This is a genomic window from Tamlana flava, from assembly GCF_041287255.1.
In the GTDB taxonomy this organism is placed as follows: Bacteria; Bacteroidota; Bacteroidia; order Flavobacteriales; family Flavobacteriaceae; genus Tamlana; species Tamlana flava.
In genome coordinates this window covers 364,060-384,004 of sequence record NZ_JBGGTX010000004.1, presented here as the reverse complement: position 1 = coordinate 384,004, position 19,945 = coordinate 364,060, and the positions used below count along the sequence as shown (strand labels likewise).

The 19,945-nt window shown below is 38.6% G+C and carries 17 protein-coding genes; all 17 read right to left on the bottom strand.

Annotation, left to right across the window (positions count from 1 at the left end; all coding sequences use genetic code 11):
- Positions 1–624 carry a DUF2291 family protein gene (locus ACB104_RS13485; protein ID WP_370479546.1) on the bottom strand — a complete coding sequence of 208 codons (624 nt, stop codon included), beginning with the start codon at positions 622–624 and terminating at the stop codon, positions 1–3.
- Between the two features lie 6 nt (positions 625–630).
- Positions 631–1,590 (bottom strand): D-ribose ABC transporter substrate-binding protein, encoded by a 960-nt coding sequence (locus ACB104_RS13480; RefSeq protein WP_370479545.1) that lies wholly within the window; start codon positions 1,588–1,590, stop codon positions 631–633.
- 13 nt (positions 1,591–1,603) lie between these two features.
- Complete coding sequence (locus ACB104_RS13475) at positions 1,604–2,575, bottom strand: transketolase family protein (protein WP_370479543.1); 972 nt, start codon at positions 2,573–2,575, stop codon at positions 1,604–1,606.
- Between the two features lie 5 nt (positions 2,576–2,580).
- Positions 2,581–3,405: a transketolase gene (locus tag ACB104_RS13470; RefSeq protein ID WP_370479541.1), complete on the bottom strand. Its 825-nt coding sequence runs from the start codon at positions 3,403–3,405 to the stop codon at positions 2,581–2,583.
- 30 nt (positions 3,406–3,435) lie between these two features.
- Positions 3,436–4,851: an L-fucose/L-arabinose isomerase family protein gene (locus tag ACB104_RS13465; protein ID WP_370479540.1), complete on the bottom strand. Its 1,416-nt coding sequence runs from the start codon at positions 4,849–4,851 to the stop codon at positions 3,436–3,438.
- 112 nt (positions 4,852–4,963) lie between these two features.
- Complete coding sequence (locus tag ACB104_RS13460) at positions 4,964–5,731, bottom strand: DeoR/GlpR family DNA-binding transcription regulator (RefSeq protein WP_370479538.1); 768 nt, start codon at positions 5,729–5,731, stop codon at positions 4,964–4,966.
- A 37-nt stretch (positions 5,732–5,768) separates the two neighbouring features.
- Positions 5,769–7,220, bottom strand: a complete 1,452-nt coding sequence (locus ACB104_RS13455; RefSeq protein ID WP_370479537.1) for a pectate lyase family protein — start codon at positions 7,218–7,220, stop codon at positions 5,769–5,771.
- A 20-nt stretch (positions 7,221–7,240) separates the two neighbouring features.
- The gene (locus ACB104_RS13450; RefSeq protein ID WP_370479535.1) at positions 7,241–8,605 is read right to left on the bottom strand and encodes a glycoside hydrolase family 88/105 protein; all 1,365 of its coding nucleotides are present in this window, start codon (positions 8,603–8,605) and stop codon (positions 7,241–7,243) included.
- Between the two features lie 8 nt (positions 8,606–8,613).
- Positions 8,614–10,068 carry a DUF1593 domain-containing protein gene (locus tag ACB104_RS13445; protein WP_370479534.1) on the bottom strand — a complete coding sequence of 485 codons (1,455 nt, stop codon included), beginning with the start codon at positions 10,066–10,068 and terminating at the stop codon, positions 8,614–8,616.
- Positions 10,069–10,082: 14 nt separating this feature from the next.
- Positions 10,083–11,498 carry a DUF1593 domain-containing protein gene (locus tag ACB104_RS13440; protein WP_370479532.1) on the bottom strand — a complete coding sequence of 472 codons (1,416 nt, stop codon included), beginning with the start codon at positions 11,496–11,498 and terminating at the stop codon, positions 10,083–10,085.
- An 11-nt stretch (positions 11,499–11,509) separates the two neighbouring features.
- Positions 11,510–11,719: a hypothetical protein gene (locus ACB104_RS13435; RefSeq protein ID WP_370479530.1), complete on the bottom strand. Its 210-nt coding sequence runs from the start codon at positions 11,717–11,719 to the stop codon at positions 11,510–11,512.
- Positions 11,720–11,785: 66 nt separating this feature from the next.
- Positions 11,786–12,802, bottom strand: coding sequence for a nucleoside hydrolase-like domain-containing protein (locus ACB104_RS13430; protein WP_370479528.1), 1,017 nt, complete (start codon positions 12,800–12,802; stop codon positions 11,786–11,788).
- Between the two features lie 133 nt (positions 12,803–12,935).
- Positions 12,936–14,186 (bottom strand): bile acid:sodium symporter family protein, encoded by a 1,251-nt coding sequence (locus tag ACB104_RS13425; protein ID WP_370479526.1) that lies wholly within the window; start codon positions 14,184–14,186, stop codon positions 12,936–12,938.
- 40 nt (positions 14,187–14,226) lie between these two features.
- The gene (locus ACB104_RS13420; RefSeq protein WP_370479524.1) at positions 14,227–14,892 is read right to left on the bottom strand and encodes an aspartate/glutamate racemase family protein; all 666 of its coding nucleotides are present in this window, start codon (positions 14,890–14,892) and stop codon (positions 14,227–14,229) included.
- On the bottom strand, positions 14,889–16,274 hold the full coding sequence (locus tag ACB104_RS13415; RefSeq protein WP_370479522.1) for a four-carbon acid sugar kinase family protein: 1,386 nt from the start codon (positions 16,272–16,274) through the stop codon (positions 14,889–14,891). The genes ACB104_RS13420 and ACB104_RS13415 overlap by 4 nt, the downstream gene beginning before the upstream one ends.
- Positions 16,274–17,515: a ribulose-bisphosphate carboxylase large subunit family protein gene (locus ACB104_RS13410; RefSeq protein ID WP_370479520.1), complete on the bottom strand. Its 1,242-nt coding sequence runs from the start codon at positions 17,513–17,515 to the stop codon at positions 16,274–16,276. The genes ACB104_RS13415 and ACB104_RS13410 overlap by 1 nt, the downstream gene beginning before the upstream one ends.
- Positions 17,516–17,521: 6 nt before the next feature.
- Positions 17,522–19,942, bottom strand: coding sequence for a glycoside hydrolase family 2 TIM barrel-domain containing protein (locus ACB104_RS13405; protein WP_370479519.1), 2,421 nt, complete (start codon positions 19,940–19,942; stop codon positions 17,522–17,524).
- Positions 19,943–19,945 lie beyond the last annotated feature (3 nt).

The following is a 19,945-nucleotide window of genomic DNA, read 5'->3' as shown; positions in this document are numbered from 1 at the left end:
CTATTTATTAATTTTTAATAAAAGTGGAATGACTCTTAAGGAATCAAGCATAGGTTTTTTGGTATTTACCTTTACTGCGCCTTTAAAGTAGATGGCATCACCTTCTTTTACGGATTTTCCAAATGGAGAAACAATAGTTTCCCTAACTAAGTTATTTACTTCAACCGAAATATTATTGTAATCCATGGTGTTTTGATAATCGCCAATGTTGGCCATTTTAGCACCCTCGCGAATGGCGTTTCCAAAGATGAAATCGGTAGCAATTTTTAATATTCGGTGACTGTTTTCATTTAGTGAAATCACCACATCTTCCTCCTTAATATTTATCACGGTTGCGTTCCCATCGATTATAAAATAGTAATCATTGCTAATGCCCAAATTGTTACCGTTAGTCTCAGCATATTCCTTTACATCCTTAGCTATATCATTCAAAAACATAGAACTATTGATGCTTTTAAGTGTTTCAATTTTGGTACTCATGAAATCACTCGCAAAGGTTTTTGCGTTAAAAACAGCATTGTTCTTCTTATCTTTTAGTTCGTTTAACTTTTTGATGTAAATGGAATTATAAACCGAAATACCAAGAATTAATGCAGTAAGGATGTATTTAATTGGCTTTTTCATAGTCGCTTATTTTTCAGAACCGTAGGCTCCAAATTCATTAATATTATCCTGTGTCACCACCTGAACCGCAAGTGGTGTTTTAGCACTAAAATCGCGTTTGCCTTTAATGTATTGGTCGGCCAATTCAGCGGCCGTTCTAGCCATTGCTTTGGGAGACTGCATGACGGTTGCCTTTATTTTTTTGTCGTGAATGGCATTCATGACATCTTCGGCACCATCAAAGCCAAAAACCATGACGCTATCTGCTTTTCCCGCGGCCACCAATGCTTGATAAGCACCCATGGCCATGGCATCGTTTCCACAGAAAACGGCATTAATATCTGGGTTGGATTGCAATACTGATTCTAAAACTTCCAGCGCTTTACTACGGTCGAAATCGGCGCTTTGTTGTGCTACCATTTCCAAATCTGGAAAATGGTCTACCACACTATGAAAACCTTTGGAGCGGTTCCAAGTGTTATTATCGCCTACCAACCCCAAGAGCTCTACATATTTGCCCTTTTTGTTAAGTTGGCGCACAAAATATTCACCCAACTCCACACAGCCAGAAAAACTATCAGAGATAATTTGTGAGGTTGCAGCATCTAAAGAATTCACCTCTCTATCCATACAAAAAACAGGAACACCTGCTTGTTTAGCTCGTTTTACATTCGATACGGAGCCTTCGGAATCAGTTGGATTAAACAAAACCGCACTATAACCAGCGGCGATTAAATTTTCAAAATGTTCTGCTTCCTTAGAGGTGTTGTTTTGTGAATCGAAAATCGTAGCCTCGTAACCCAATTCTCGTGCGCGTTCGGCAGCCGATTCCCCCAAAACCACAAACCAAGGATTATTCAAAGTTGAAATAACAACAGCTATTTTTTTGGTTTCTTCTTGATTTTTGTTTTTACAACCCAATGTGGTGAATAGGGCAAGTAAAATAATTAGATTTTGAAGTTTAATGAGTTTAGTTAGTATCTTCATAGAAAATCTAATATCAAATTTTTAGCAGTTTTTTTCCTGTTTCATAAAGGCCTTCTTTTGAAATACCATAATGGTTGAAGATTTCAACCTGTGAACCTGTAACCGTATATTCATCAGGAATCCCAACGATTTTGAACGGATTTTTGTATCCTTTTTGAAACAGATGTGACGCACAAGCTTCACCTAAACCACCGTTTACCATATGTTCCTCAACAGTGATTATTGGCCGACCGTTGGAGGCTAACTCTTCCAACAATTTCACATCTAAAGGTTTTATGGTATGCATGCTTACCACCGCTGTTCTGATGCCATGTTCATCTTCCAGTTTTTTGGCAGCTAACCAAGCCGGATAAACGGTTTCACCGCAAGCAATTATGGCTAAATCATTACCTTCTCTCACGACACGACCTTTTCCAAATTCAAAATTGGTATTGTTTTCGTCTAAAAAAGGCATCGCTTTTTTACCAAAGCGCATGTACACGGGTTTACCATGTTCAGCAGCGAAACGAACGGCTTGTTCGGTTTCAAAATTATCCGCAGGCGCTACAATGGCAATATTATTAATAGCTCGAAGAACCGCATAATCATGTAAACTGTGGTGCGTTGTCCCTAAAGCACCATAACTCACACCAGAGCTTATCCCAACCAAAGTCACTGGGTTGTCGGAATAACAGACATCATTTTTAATCTGTTCCAAAGCACGAGCACTTAAAAAACATGCTGGTGAAACGGCAAACACCTTTTTTCCTGCGGAAGCCAAACCAGCAGCAACACCCACTAAGTTTTGTTCGGCAATACCAACTTCCACAATCTGATTAGGATATTTTTGTCCGAATGGCACCAATTTACCCGAACCACGCGAATCGCTAGTTACTGCTATAATATTTCTATCGGTTTCAGCCAAAGCCTGCATGGTTTCAGAAAACACTTCCTGATTGGCTTTACCCATTTTTAAATCTTTCTCCTCTATTTTGTCTAACTCCATAATGCTTAGATTAATGCTTCTGCTTCACTTAATTCTTTCAATGCCAATTCATACTGCTCCGGGCTAGGCACTCCATGATGCCATTTAATATTGCGTTCCATATAGCTTACGCCTTTACCTTTAATGGTGTGCGCTATGATAAAATTGGGTTTGCCTTTTTCTAAAGGACCATTGTTTAAAGCTGCTTCCAATTCTTCTAAATTATGGCCATCAACTTCTTTCACTGCCCAGCCAAAAGATTCCAACTTTTCACGAACCGAGGCAGTATTCATCACATCGCTATTATCACCCGTAATTTGTTGTTTATTGTAATCTAAAATGGCATAAAGATTATCCAGCTTATAATGAGCCGCTGATAAAAACGCTTCCCAATTGGAGCCTTCTGGCAATTCGCCGTCACCTAATAATGTGAATACACGATGCGTTTTCCCATCTAATTTGGCAGCAATAGCTTCACCTACACAAATGGGCAAGCCATGGCCCAATGCACCTGTGTTTTGCTCCACACCATTTACTTTTTTTGTAGGATGGCCAATGTAATGTGATTTGTATTGACACAAAGTCTCCAAATCCGATTCTGGAAAAAAACCTCTATCCGCCAAGGTTACAAAAAGCGCCTCAACACAATGACCTTTACTTTGAATGTATCGGTCTCTGTCAGGATTTTTAAAGTTTTTTGGGTCAACATGCAAGACACGATTGTAAAGAACGTTCAGTGTATCAACACACGACAAACTTCCTCCGGTATGGCCCGCCTTTGCTTTATAGATGTACTTAAGAAGATTTTTTCTCAAGTAAACCGATTTCAATTTTAATTCTTTATTCGTCATTTTTATTTCCTTTTCATCTATTTTTTGAAATTATCCTTTGTGATTGTAAACTTCCCAACCTATATAATTTCCTAAGGCCTCTTCAAGAATAGCGCCTGTTTTAGAAGCATTCATAACCACATGGTGTTCAAAACCATTTCTGCACACATAATTCATCAAGCCCTGCAAATCGTTTATTTGAGCTACAGCTCTGTTTCCAAATGTGTTTAATGGGTCGTTGGTCAATTCACCTTCGCCAATATATGCTTTAATGATGCCTTTGGGGTCATCTGTACTAATCCGCCCATATGTTAATGGCATTGCAGGCGTACGACCATCCAAAGCGCCAAACGTATTTTCAACACCTACGCTAGTACCTAAAATAGGAGCATTACTTATTTGAATATCTGGTAAGAATGATTTTGCCCAGTTTCCGCAGTGGAACAACACGCATTTATTCACATCATCTGCATAGTTGTTGTTCCAGTCCACCAAGGCACTCGGGGAACCTGATGCCAATTGCATAGCGTACATACTTAAAGTTCCGGTAACATCTACTTCGCACGCGGAAGGCAACATGTTTTCCGACATGATACTCATACTGGTACAAACATTGCAACCAAAGTTTTGCTGAAGCGATGTCCAGCACTGAATAGCCGTGGCGTCTAAAGCATATTCTTCAACAAAATCGTTTAACACCACATCTAATTTTGCCATTTGTATCATAGCAGCATCGGGCGTTTTGCCTTTTGGCGCATAGGCATTGATGGCTTCAATGTGCTTTTTAACAGAAATATCGTCTTTTGAAAGTTTATCTGCCTTTCCAAGAATTTCGGATAAATCGACCGTTGTCACTGTGATACCATTTCTTTGCAATATTTTTTCGGAGTAACGCACGGTGTTAAAAGCTCCTGGTCTTGCGCCAACCGCACCAATGCGTACATTTTTTAATCCTTTCACCACACGGCAAACGGCAATAAAATCTTTTAAATCATTTTGGAAAACTTCTTCCGAAGGCGAACAAACATGCTTGCTTGTCAATGAATATTTAATACCGTATTGATAGAGGTTATTGCAAACGGAGATTTTACCGCACCAAGAATCCCGACGATTAACGACATTCATTTTAGATAGTTCATCTGGGTAAGCCTGAACTAAAACAGGAACGTTCAAATTTGCCAACTTAAGCGTATCGGCAACCCCTTTTTCATCGCCGAAGTTTGGCAATAACACCAAAACACCAGCTATTTCTTCATTATGTTTTTTAAATAAATCAGCACATTTCTGGGCTTCTTTAAAAGTTTCAACGCCACCCAATTTGGTATCGGTTGTCTCCAGTAAAATGGGTTTTAGGTTTAGCTTGGCAAAAACCTCAATAATTTCGGTTCTTGCTTTTTCAACTAAACTATCAGGAAAAAAATCGCGGTTTCCAATAATAATTCCGATGCTTAATGCTTGTTTTGACATGTTATATATTTTCGTTTATTTTAGTTTTTTCAATTAGTCGTTAAAATTAATAAATATGGTTTAAGCTATAATTACTTTTTAGACGGTGGTCAATTTCGTAAAAATGATTTTTTCATGCTATAAGTACATCTATTTCGTGTCTCTTGAATACTTTTTTATCCTCTTCCTTTATGGCAGAGTCTGTTATTAAATAGTCAATTAAAGACAAGGCTCCTAGACTAGCCAAAGCCGTTCTTCCTATTTTGGTACTATCTGCGACTAAATATGTGATTTCGGCTGCATCAATCATTGCTTTTTTAACTACAAGATCACTAATGCTGGGATATGTCAACCCAGACTTAAGGGATATCCCTGCGGTTGCCAAAAACAATTTTTGAACATTCAAACCTTTAAAAAAGTCTGCCGCTTTTTGCCCTGTTAAAGACAGTGTTGGTGGCTTAAATTCGCCCCCAGTCATAATCACTTCAATACCTGGTTCAGTCCCCAGCATTAACGCAATATTTAAGGCATTGGTTATTACTGTCAAGTTATTATAGCCTTTCAGCTTTTTTGCTATCTCTGTGGTTGTACTTCCCGAGTCTAAAATGATTGTATCCCCACTTTCAATAAAATCCAAACACTTTAAAGCAATAACCTCCTTTAGCCCCATGTTCTCTTGATGGACTAAAGAGAAATTCTTAACGCTATCCTGTATATCTTTTAGGAAGGCGCCACCATGTTCCCGAACAATCAAATCTTTAGACTCAAGCTTTTCTAAATCCTGTCTGATCGTAACTTCTGTAACCTTAAAAAGTTTAGCCAGATCTACAACTTTTGCAGATCCATCCTCTTTCAACAGTTCTATTATTTTATCTCTCCTTTGGTTTGGTAATAACGCCATAATGCAAATAAACGAAAATAAACAAAAACAATTGAAGCTATTGATTATTTGTAGTTAAACCATTTAAATATTTTTCGAGCATGGTATAACCATCTTCAGAAACCATGTTCCTATCCCCATCATCATTCGGGTTCAGTCCATTTTCTTTCTCCCAATCATCGGGCATACCATCGTGGTCTGAATCTATCGGGGCTGGAAGCGATTGCAATTCTGGCCATCCACCAACATCGGCTTGCGAATCAATTATTCCAGTCTTTTTAGAAGGATTAACAACTTCAACTATTTTTTTATATCCCTTTCCTTCATAAGTTGCAAAACCACCCTTAACTTCTTCAATTATACGAGTATCTAGCGGGTCTCTTCTAGGCAATCTTGCACCAGCTTCTAGTAATACGAGTCCATAAGCCTTTTCCGCAGATTGTTCTTTTATTGGCATGGCATCCCAAGGTGCATCTATTTTAACGCTGTCTAAAACAATATCGGTTTGTACACCACCATTCCAATTGTCGGCTGAAACCATTTCATTTCCTTCTACCATATTCTTTGCAACATACCATTTACCAAAATCATCAATTTCATCCCTATAACCAGGGTTGGCTATTCTATAAGACACTTTGCCTGGTTTTGTAGCCGGGCCGGGTTTGTAATAGTTGGCTACAATATTGAAGGTTGAAAAATTGAATTTTTCATTGCCCTTTTGGTGTGCCTCGCCACCATATAAACTTTGATATCCCCAATTATAGATTACATTATTTCTGTAATCGGTATATCCAGAACCTGATGCCATTCGAGGATTACGACTGGAATGGTGCGCCAATAAATTGTGGTGATATGTGCCGTAATTAGAACCCCATATGCCTCCAAAACCATGAGAACCCTTTATATGGTTGGAACCACTTAAACTTTCGGAAATAAGGCACCACTGCACTGTAATGTTACTACAATGGTAAATAGACATGCATTCATCAATACTCCAGCTCGCTGAAACATGGTCTAAAATAATGTTCTTAACATATCTTGAAGATACCGCATCGTAATCTTCACCCGATACATCGCCTGGTCTTACCCTAATATAACGAATAATTACCTCATCGGCATCGATGCTTAAAGGATGGTTTTTAAGACAAATACCATCACCCGGTGCTGTTTGTCCCGCAATAGTAATATACGGGTTTTTAATTTTAATTGGGCTTTCCAATTCAATATTACCTGAAACTCTAAATACAACCGTTCTTTGCCCTTTTGCCTCAACTGCTGTTCGTAAGCTGCCATCGCCACTGTCATTGAGATTGGTGACTTCAAAAACTTGTCCGCCACGGCCACCTTTGGTGTATTTCCCATAGCCTTCTGCTGTTGGAAAAGCTAATTGAGAATCTTTACCCTCAACAGCCATAGCTAAATCTGCGATTCCAATGTTTTCGTTTTTCTTATTTGAATGACATGATACCATTATCAAACAGAGTATCATGCAAAAAAAAGATGGTTTCATTTTTTGTTATTTAAATTATACTAATTTTTCGGCCATTCACTTTTTAAAAGAAAATGAAATGTGCTGTTTCTCGCGTTAATTTTTGCGGTTTTTATTTCGATTTTGTCGTTTTGCAGTAAACGAATCATTTCTGCACCTGCATAGAGTACTGGCCCGTAACCATGGGTGGCATAAATACTTTTCCCTCTATGGTAATAGTAAGTGTTATCATGAGCAAAGGTTGTACCTTCGCAAGTGCCATCTACCGCGCCGTTTTCAAGCACACGCGTATTTATGGCATTCCAGCCCGTTAGTGCCACAGGCCCGTAAACATGGCTTATCCAACCTTCATTTATACCTTTTGCAATGGCAAACGTGAACATTGCTGTGCATGAGGTTTCTAAATATGTATCGGTCTTGTCCAATAAATTATGCCAAAAACCAGAACCGTCCTGAAGGTTCGACAAACTTCTAATCATAGAACGGTATAAATGTAAAATTTCAGCTCTTCCTTTATAATTCTCGGGCAAAATACTGAGCACCTCAGCCATCGACATCAATACCCAACCATTGGCTCGGCCCCAGTAAAAACGAGGGTCGTAATCGCCCGAAGTAACATTCCAACCATGATCGAATAGTTCTTCTCTTTCAACATATAAATAGCTGGCCATTTGCAGCACTTGTTTTACGGCATCATCAAAATATTTATGGTCTTGTGTAAGCACGCCCATGTTGATTAAAAATGGTACGCTCATATACATGTCGTCTGCCCAAACTGATTGATATTGTGGCCTATTTCTAGCTAATGTTCCATCGTCTAAACGGTATTGATTTTTAGAAATATGTTCTGTTGTACGGTTGATTAAACTGAGATATTTTTCGTCTTTATTTTTAGAGTAAGTTTTTATTAATGCAGCACCTATAGAACCGCAATCGTCTAAAGCATGGAAGTTCAAAATGCGCCCCCAACTTCCTATTTTTTCTTGATGAATCTTATTTTTATTCTTTTGAAAGTATGATAAGTTCTTCAACACATAATCATAGAATTTTGTGTTGTTTTCAAAAAAACTATCGTCATCAATAACATCATCTATATACTCAAAGGCCGAAAGCACCACACCATGCGTATAAGACCACTCACTTGAAAAGCCTTTTGACGGAACAGCATCTTTATTGAATGACTTGAAATCGGTTATTTGCGCACCTGTTTTGGAATCAACAATAGTTTGATTGCTAGATTCTTCATAATAGACCCTAATCCGATTCAAAACGTCCTTTATGTTTTCAACTTTGGGAAATTCATAGGGAACTTTGTATTGTGGAATTCTACCTTCAGAGCTTTGTTGCGCAGTAATTCTATTGCTGCACGTTAAAATTAAAACTAATAACAGAATGCTATTTTTCATTTTTAAACTTATTTTATTTTTACAATGACCCTTTGGTACCTTGTTAATTGTGGCGTTCCATTATCTTTTACCTCACAAACAACATGAATTGTTTCTCCTTTTTTAACATTTTCAGGCATCCTAAAGTATGCTTTATTGGTCGTTGATTTTTCTATTGTCACACTTCCTTTATAGGTGCTAGGTTCGGGATAAATCCACCAAGAATAAATGAGCTCATCCCCATCTGGGTCATGAGAGCTTGAGGCGTCAAGTTTAACTTTTTGGCCTAACTTAGCTTTTATATCCAGTTCATTTTTCAATGTAACTACGGGTGGGTGGTTCGCCCCAACAAAGGATTTAACACACCAATCAGCTCGTGCGGCAAAATCGTTTTGCAGAGCGTCTGCCCAACGGGTTATAGGCTTAAAATAAGCTGTCATTAAATCTTGTTTCTCAGGATATGTTTCACGCATATATTTTCTCCCCCAAGCAGTTTGCGTATACCACCTGCCTTTAGGATAGGTGTAATTGGGTTCTTGAACAGGATCAAGCCATGTATTTTCGCGAACATTAATGTAACGACCACCCCAACCACCGTAATCTGGGGACTCTAATGAACGTAAACCTGTTGGAATGGCATGAATAAAGGATGGTGAATCGCCCTCCGATCTAAAATCGCCATTCATTTTATGGTTTTCGGCTCTAAAACCTTCATTGTCACCACTACCTTTGTAAGCTTCATATAACGAGCAAAGAGGACCGTGATTTTCCAAAATATTTTCTTTCATCCAATCACTTCTAAAATAACTTATCTTATCATTTGGCATTATTTTATCCCATTGGTAGGCTATAGCCCAAAATTGGTCGCATATAATGGTTTGTATGTTATATTTTCCCCAATGGGGATGAATGTATTTCTGATAGGTATCATCCTGTTCCCAGATAAAGAAAAAACGAAGTTTGCTGGCTACATATTCCATTTTTTCAGGATGATTTTCTTCAATAGTTTTAAGCGCCCTTGCAATAGTGTTAGTGCCACCCCATGCCTGAATCCAAACAGGACGACTATCGGCCTCATCCAACAATACTTTTACAATATGCTGCGAACCCAGTGTAATAGAATCCATTTCCCCCTCTGCATCTACATTACCCAAGAAAGCAATCGATTTTAAATACTCCGGTGACGGATATGCTTTATCGTGCTTAACCAAATTGGAATAAACTTGGCCGTAGGCATCTAAATATGGGTCTACCCAATCATCTCCAGCCCATTTATGACCTCGCCAATGGTATTGAGAACTTGATGTGATGATGCCTTCAATATCCCATTCATTGGCATATAAAAGAAATCGAACCATTGAACATTCATCATCTATTTCTCCATCTGAAGTTACAATTACACGTGTTTTTTGATTTTGGCTACTTACGGAAATTAGTCCTGTAAATAAGAAAATGATGAAACTTGAAAATAGAATCTTTTTCACTTTTATAATTATAATTATTCAACAACATCTATAATAACACGTTTGTAACGTGTTAAACGTGGGCTTCCATGGTCGGTAACAGCAAGAATAATGTGCATTGTTCCAGTACCTGGAGGCATGACACGGCTGCTTTTAACTGTTATTGAGGCTTTAGCTTGGTCAAAACCAATAATATCATGTTTAATACCTGTTCTAGAATTTGACATGCCTCGCGTACCCGCCTCCTCATAACAAAACCAGTGGTATGAAAGTGGGTCGCCATCCGGATCGGTTGTACTCATGGCGCTAAGTTCAATACGATCCCCTTTTCCGGCTTTTATATATGCCGGGTGATCTAATTTTACAATTGGTGGATGGTTGGCTTTATCATAGGGTTTGATTGTCCAATCCATACGAGCGGAAAAATCATTTTGATACGCTTCACGCCATCTCCATATGGTTGCATGGTTTGTGGTATGCCATTCTCCGTCGTTACCCAAAACTTCATCTTGCACATTAGTCCATATAGGATGCGTCTCAGGTTGATAGAACCACTTTTCGGTTTTTGGTGTATATAATTCGTAGCGACCTCCCCAGCCTCCCCAATTGGGATTCTCAGGGCTATTTAGTCCGTTATCAACAAGATAAAGAAAAGCTGGCGAATCGCCTTCCATCATAAATTCCCAATGGGGATACATTTTTCCCAAAGGCCCCTTTTTACGTATATTACGCTCAAGCCATTCGTTAGTTACCAATTCAAAATCTGCCCCACCAAAGCGTCCATGAAACTTATCGCCACCAATACCAATCCACGTAGCATGATGAAAACCTCCACCAGCATTCGCACCTGGTGTTACTATATAGAAAAGTTCTGGAAATTCTTTACGAATCCATGGCCCACTATTATCTTGATCAGAAATAGCGTAAACTCTAAGTTTAGCAACAAACTTAGCAAGCTCCTGTTTTGAACGTGTGGAACGCACTTTCCATAAAGCTTGAGCCAAAACGTTCGGTCCACCCCAAACATTCACCCATAATGGCCTTGAGTCTTTGTTATCAACAGCTTTAATAAGGAGCTTAGATCCTGGCGAATCTTTGCCTTCTCCAACACCATCCATTCCTCCTATTGGAATTCCTTTTGAAATGCATTTTTGTAAATACTCTGCCTTTGGAAACCCTGTTTCGTGAATTTCTAGGTTGTTGCGCACTTTTCCATAAGCTTCAACAATCTGTTGAATACGTTCTGGATTAACTGTTTTAACAACTTCTGTGGCAACAAGGCCCTCAATGTCAATTTGGTTAGAATATGTCATTAAACGAACCATGGACATTTGGTCATCGGGGTCACCACCAATGTCAGTAAGCACGAATAACCTTGGTTTTTCCTGAGCATTGGAAAAGTTCATTATTGTAATTAATGCCAGTAATAATATGAGTTTAAATGATTTCACTCGAATGTTGTTTAGTTTTTAAGCCACTCCCATCGTTTGGCCCAGTCCATTAAAAAGGCCTCACGATGTTTGGAAATAGTTTTTGCTCCTTGTTGGTCTTTTAAGAATAAATCTTCATCGGGTCGATCGCCGTACCAGTTTTCACCCAAAACATAATCGTCTTTTTCCTTTTTACCTGGCCATGGTTTGATACTTACATACTGCCCTATATGACCATCCAATTCGGGAATAGCACTTGAGGTTTTATAACTGGCTGTCTCAGGCTTTTTAGAGGAATACCTGGTGGCCTAAACACCATTGCCCAAATAATAACCTGGCCAAACTTGTTTGGAAATTTCCATGGTAAAACACACCGAATCCTGAGGAATATCCAGTTCTGGGCCTTTGAAATGCCATTCTTGAATGCCATAGGCCACTACTGTATCAGCTATTGAACTATTGCCCTGAAATATGGTACGCGAACTGTGGTTGATTTTCACAAATTCACCACCCCAACTTTCGGTGGTAGGGTCATCAGGGTTTCCATTCATAACATAGGCCAATGATGGCGTATCCCCCATTTTAATTCGCCCCTCGTAGTAGTTTATAAAATTGGCGCCCATGTGTCCCACATTTTTAATGTGATTTTCAAAAAAGGCTTTGGCCTTTAAATCTTTCGGTGATTCTGAATCCATAAACCAGCCACGATAGGTCGCATTGTTTTCAATCATCCATAGATTAGGATGGTTTTCCGCAATATAAGCATAGGCATTAGGACCCCATTTTTTATTGGGACCGCCAATCCAGTACACTCTTATTTTGTCTTCAATTTCTGGGGCATCATGCAATGCTTGGGTTACATCTTCAATACCTCCCCAAACCAACACCCACAACGGTTGGTCACTTTGCTTTTTAGCGCATTTTATTATCCAATCAGAACCTTCTGTGGGTTTTCGGTAACCTTTATAAGGCGCACCTTGCTTAGTGCCTTGTTTCGTTACAGCCCTCAATTTATCTGGTGCAGGAAAATCAGGTGCATGATTTTTAAGCTTATCTAAATCTTTTTCATAAAGATCAATCATCTCAAAAATATTTTGCGTCGTTCCCGTTTGAAATGAAGTTGAAACCAAACCCTCAATTTGAAACTCATTTGCATACATCAGCAAATGAATCATGGATTGATTGTCGTCAGGATCGGTGCCTCCAATATCAGTACTTATTAATATTCTTGGTTTAATTTTTTCTGGTGGAGTTTTTTCGCATCCAAAGAAGGAAATAAAAAACAGTATCGCTGTACAATGAAAGTACAATTGTTTAGGGTACATCTCGTTTAATTTAGTTCTAAATCTTTGACAGTCAAAACGGTAATTAAGACTAGTCAATCACAAATAAACAAAAATAAACGAAAACAAAAAAAAATAAACGAAAATTTTAACAAAAATATCGAAAAACAAATATTCATTCTTTTTCCCTTTTCTTTCGCCAATAGTTGGCTAATAAAGAACCTGAAATATTCATCCAAGGGCTGAACACAGCTGCTGCTAAACCTAAAGTGGCTAATTTGCCCATAGCACCTGCCAATCCTGAGGCCATTCCACCATTTTGAAGTCCAACCTCAAAGGCAATGGTTTGACTTTGTTTTTTATCCAATCCTCCCACCCTACTTAGCCAATATCCTAAAATATAACCAGCTGTGTTGTGCAAAACAGCGGCAAGGAACAATATCATTCCTATTTCCAATAAATTGTCACGTCCTGCGGCCGTAGTTACCAAGGTAAAATAAACAATACCAAACATGGAGAAAAGAGGCATAAAACCGTCAACCTTTGGCAAAATTTTATACAAATAATGATAAAGCACGCCAACAACAAAAGCGGCACATATAAAGTTCAAAATTTCGACACCGTTGTATTTTTCAGTGCCAAAAATGGCATTACTGAATAAAAGCATCACTAATAACCAAATACTAGAAACACTTGCCATCACCATTATTCTCTTTCGAACTTGCTTCCCATAAATTTTCAAGGCATCATGTATCATAGCAGCCGTTAGAGGTACCAAAACGATTTTAACGATATTCATCATCATATCGAAAAAATTGATTTCAATAAATGTTCCAGCAAACAGTTTCATTAAAAAAGTGGTCATAATAGGTGCCGTTAATGTTGAAATGGCCGTAACGGTAACCGACAAGACCAAATCGCCTTTAGCAATATAGGTCATTACGTTTGAAGCCAATCCACTGCTGCAAGAACCAATAAGTACTATTCCCGCTGCAATTTCGGGTTCGAAACTAAACGTTTTTGCAATAATAAAACCGACGATGGGCATGATGGTAAATTGGCATAAAAGACCAACCAATACACCTCGTCCTGATTTTCGAATACCTATAAAATCCTTGATGCTCATTTGCGTGCCCATACCAAACATAACCAACTGAATGATTATAAGGATGAGCCATTTATTCCGCAAATCGATACCTCCAATATTTAAAAATGTTTGTGGATAGATTAACCCTGCCGCCACGGCAGTTACAATCCAAAAGGTGTATTGGTATCCAGAAAGCGATTTTAGAGAACCAACCCCGACCGATAAGCATGACAATCCTAAAACAAAACCTAATTTACTCAACCATACTATATCTTGCAACCAACCCATACCTGAAGAGATTACAAGAATAACAGCTAGATAAAGGATGTATTTACGCATGGTTTTAGTTTAGTTGGCATGCTTTAACGCAAGATAGATTTTAATTAAAATAAATTTCAGCCAATTTCTTCATGGCAATAGCAGGACTAGCTAAAATGGGCACTATTTTTTCATCTGCGCTCAAACCATCAACAACTCTAGACATAGAAGCTTGTGCCAAAACAATAACATCAACTTCTTTCATTAGTTCTTTCAATGCCGAAGCTACCATTTGGTCGTGCTTTGCTCCATCACCACTCATTAAGGCTTCAAAAGCCCCGTCGCATAATTTTGAAGAAATAGACACACTTTTTCCTGCTGCTTCAGCTCTTCGCCTTACCAAATCTGTTGTTGGCCCTAATGTTGTAGGTAAGGTGGCAATAACACCAATTTTGTTGCTTGTTTTAACGGCTTCATCCGCCATAGCTTGATCTACCCGAATCACTGGAACCGTACTTAAAGTTGCAGCAGTTTCAATAGCTGCCCCAATAGATGAGCAGGTTACCAGAATAACATCAGCTCCGGCATCTTCAGCAGCTTGCACATGTTGAACCACCCGTGCTGCGGTGTTGGGCTTTAATTCACCTTTTTTAATGACATCCTTTATTAAGCTATCATCAACGATATTGAATGTTTCAACATTGTTGAGATATTCATTTGTCAATTGTTGAAACAACGGTACCAATGTTGCCGATGTATGTACAAAACCCAATGTTTTTGCCTTCATAATTTTTCTCCTTTTAAAACTTTTATAAAATAATCTTTTGTTCCTACTTGTCCGCCTTTAAAATTTAATTCCAATCCGTTTACCCGTTCATCGTCCGAAATAGCTTTACATAACGGAGCGCCTGGTGCCAATGGTGCAATCATCTCAAGAGCTGCAATATTTAATTCTGAAGCGGCGTAACTTGAAGTATCACCTCCTGCCAAAAGGATTCTTTTGATATCTGTTTGTACCAAAACTTCTTTAGCAATCTGCCCCAAAACATGCCCATAATTTGAACTACAGGCGTTTTGGATATCTTCGAATTCGAATCCTTGGTTCTTAAAGTATAATTCTGAATCTGAAATTCTCGAATCCTCTGGTCCTTTGCTGGTATGTAATACGGTGCTTTTTCCATTTTCAAAATTGGCAACTATTTGTCCTACAACCTCTTCTATAACTTGGTTTTGATTTGAATTGCTAATAGCTTCAACGCCTAGAGCAATTTCGGCAAAACCATTATCAATAGCATAATTAATTTGGTTTTCAGTAACGGGAGAACAACTTCCAGATAGCACCAAAATAGGCCTGTTTTCACCGCAAACATTGAATTTCCTTTCACCGTCTATTATGCCCTTAGATTTCCAATCCAACCCCAAAGCCATTGCAATTCCGGAAGATCCAACAGAAAACAAAGTATTCTCTTTAGCAAAGGCGTTAAACACCCCTCCAATAGTTTCTAAATGTGCTTTATTTAATCCGTCAAAAAACAGGATTTCCGAATCTTTATTCTCTTTTACTTTTGAAATTACGGCAGACTTCCCCTCCTCTATTTTAATTACATTTAGAAGGCCGATGGATTTATTGGTTTGCTTTGATAAATGTACCGTTAAATCCCCTTCAAGTGCAGGTGTAACAGGATGTTTGCTCATTGAAGGGTGCCTATCAATCCGGTAAATTTTACCATCACCTGCAGTTCCCATTTTTGCAAATAAATTTCCGAAAGCACAATAACGCCCCAAATGTGGTGCGGAGGGTAAAACAAATACTGTATTTTGCTGAAAAATAGCGCTACCTATCTCAATAGCCTTTCCTATACTGCCCACATGCGGGGCTGAATCGAAGGTAGAGCATACCTTGTAATGCACATGCTTGGGTTTGAATTTTATAAATTTATTGAAAACTGGTATCAGTTCATTTTCCATGTCATTTGGGGACATGGAACGACTTTTTCCTGCCACACCGATGGCCTGGATTTCTGGGAATTTATCTAAATCCTTCTGCTCAGGATTTTTCAAAAACAAAATAGTTTTTACCCCTGCTGAGGTCAAAAATTCCAAAGCATCGGTAGAACCCGTAAAATCATCGCCATAAAATGCTAAAAGCAAGGGGTTTGTTTTTGTCATTATTTAGAAAATTTCTTTACTGAAGCTGCAAATGCCTCATATTCATTAGCCGCCTCTTCCAAAGACAAACCATCAACCGCTCCTTCCCAAGCTTGCTGCAATGCGGTTACTCCAGCTTTTGGTCCCATCGGGTGTGCCAAAATACCACCGCCTGCCATGTACAGTAAATCGGTGGTTTGGGTTCTTCTATAAGTTTCGAAGGCTTGTCCGCCCCATTGCCCGGAAGAAACCACGGGTAAAATTTCGTAACCACCCAACATGGGCTTTAAACAGGATTTTATGGAGGTGACGACGGAATCATCAGATTCCCAAAATTTATTTTGAATGCCATTCACATGCAACTGGTCTACACCACACAAGCGTTGAATTTTTTGATATGCTGGAAATTCAATACCCAACAATGGGTGACGATTCAACATTCCCCAACCATTTCTGTGCCCGTGAATAACCAACTCTCCTCTATCGCAAAGTTTCTTTGTTCCGGCCAAACCAACGCTATTTACGCTTATCATAGCGCAACTCCCGCCTTCGTTAACAATAGTGTCATAATGGCGTTGCATTTGGTCTATTTCATCAGTAATATTAAAGGCATACATCACCTTCTTACCTGTTTTTTGCTCATTATTTCGAATAACCTTCATGATGCCTTTTACCCGTTCCTCGAAAGGTGAATTGGCCGCAGAACCCATAAGTTCATCATCTTTTATAAAATCGATTCCAGCTTCAATGAGCGCACCGACTAAATTTACGGTTTCATCAACTGACATGCCAATACTGGGTTTTATAATCGTTCCAATCATGGGTCTATCGCCAACGCCACATGATTTTTTTGACCCTTTTATTCCGAATTTTGGTCCTTCAAAATGATTTTTAAAAGATTTGGGCACCTCCAAATCCATCAATTTCAAACCTGTAAACTGACTTATTTCGTATAAATTACCTTGTAAGGTACTGACTAAAACGGGCAAATTATAACCAAAATTCTCAATAGACCAACTCACTTTCACTTTGGCCCGTTGGTATTTTTTACCCGGAATGATGTTACCTGGTATTGAGGGATTATTGACCAAATCCAATAGCTCAATGGTCTCAACCCTTGCAGCAAAACGCTGTTTGAGTTCTTCGGTTTCACCTGGAACGGAAACAAATGTTCCTGAAGATTGCTCGCCAGCCAAAACAGCAGCAGCATGTTCCACTTCATAAGGCGTTTCTATATAATATTCTGCAAAAACTCGTTCCATTGGTTTTTAATTTGATATTTTTATTTGAATGCTTTCTGATGCCAATCCATCAGAAGATGCTGTTAATTGAACATTTTCAGCCTTTCCGTTAGATTGAATGATAACCAAACATTTTCCGTTATATGCCTTTCTAAAATTCGCCTTAAAAGGTTCCAAACCGGCTTGATAACCGTTATCGACACCAACAATTTTTCCACCGCCTGAAATTTCAAAATTAATAAGATTATTGGCCTTTGGCACTAAATTACCTTCACTATCTAAAATGCTTATGGTTAGATACACCAAATCGTAATTGTCGTTTTTTAAGCTTTCTTTATTTGCTTTCAATTCAATTTTTGAGGGGTTACCAGCCGTATGTATTTCCTTTTCTAAAACTACATTCCCATCTTTTCTTGAAACAGCCCTTAATGTTCCTGCCTCGAACGGAACCCGCCACATCACATGCAAATCGTCATTTTCCTTTGATTTTTTTCCCAATGATTTTCCGTTTAAAAACAGCTCTACTTCATCGGCATTATTATAATAGGCCCAAATATCTACTTCCTGACCTTCATCCCAATTCCAATACGGAAAAATATGCAACACATCCGCATCGCTCCATTCACTTTGGTACATGTAATACACATCCTTTGGGAAACCTGCCAAATCAACAATGCCAAAATAGGAACTTCGAGCCGGATATGGGTACGGAATAGGTTCGCCAATATAATCAAACCCCGTCCAGATAAACGTACCAGCAATATAATCCAAAGATTTTACAGCTTTCCAACTTTCCTCGTGGGTTGCTCCCCAATAAGCTGAAACTTGGTCGTATGCCGAAACTGTTAAATCGTCATTACCATCAAAAGGCTCATTGTACGCTGGTGGCCAACGCTTAATTTCATCGGATGGTAAATCGTAATGCCCACGGGTTTCTAAAGCGGATACACTTTCGGAAGCAATTATTTTTTCACCTTTAAACTTTTCAGGGAAACCATAATAATCCTTATGCTTATAATTAAAACCCAAAAGGTCGAGCGCGCCAGATTGGTATATAAAATTTTTCTCGGGAACATTTTCGGTCAATGCACAAGTTACTGGTCTGGTTTTATCCAAATCTTTTACGATGTTTACCAGTTTTTGGGTGATGGCAATACCAGTACTATCAAACTGTTCACGGATTTCATTACCAATGCTCCACATCATTACGGACGGATAGTTTCTGTCGCGTTTCACAAAATCTTTTAAATCTTGCTCGTGCCATTCATCCCAAAACAAGTTATAATCGGCTTTTACTTTTTTCTTTTTCCAAACATCAAAAGCCTCAACCTGCACAATAAATCCCATTTTATCGCATAATTCCAATAACTCCAGCGAAGAAGGATTATGCGAAACACGAATGGCATTTACACCCATCTCTTTCATTATTTGAAGCTTACGCTTGATGGCTTCATAATTGGCAACCGCACCTAAAGCACCATTGTCGTGATGCAAACAAACGCCGTGGATTTTTGTTGAAACACCGTTTAAGAAAAACCCTGTTTCGGCATCAAAATTAAAAGAACGAAAGCCCAGAGCTGTTTCATAATCATCAACCAACTTATTTTTTTCATAAACTTTGGTTTGGATTTTATACTGATACGGATGCTTCGTGTCCCATAAATTCGGGTTTAAAACCTCAAAGTATTGAATCGTAGTTTTAGACGTGTTTTTATTGATTTTATCTTCTAAAATTGCTTCAGCAACAGTTAATCCATCTTCATTTAAAATAGAACTTACCAACCTAAATGATTTATCGGTTTCCGATTCATTTTGAAGTGTTACCTCCAAATTCACAGTAGCTTTTTCCTTTGAAACCTCAGGCGTTGTTGCGTATGTGCCCCAATGTGCTACATGCAGATTTTCTGTTGCAACCAACCGTACATTTCGATAAATTCCAGAACCCGAATACCAGCGAGAATTGGGTTGCTCGGAATTATCAACCTTTACGACTATAACATTCTGGCTTTCTCCAAAGTTTAAATGTTCTGTTAAATCATAAGCAAAAGAAATATAGCCGTTAGGTCGTTTTCCTAAATGCTGACCATTTATCCAAACTTCACTATTTCGATACACGCCATCAAACTCAATCCAAATGGTTTTGTTCTTAAGGGTTTCTGGCAATTCAAAGGTTTTTCTATACCATGCAATTCCTGTTGGCAAGGCACCACCTTCAGGTTTTGCGGGGTGTTCTTTACTAAATTCGCCTTCAATACTCCAATCGTGGGGTAGATTTATGGTTCGCCAATTTTCAGCGCTGAATAAAGAATCAATAGCTTCAGGATGGTCGCCCAACTGAAAACGCCAATCAAAATTAAAATCTTCAATAAGTCGAGCATTTTTTTCTTCTGAAGTATTACATGCCACAAGCAAGGACAGAAAAAAGCTTAATATTATGAAACGTTTCATGGT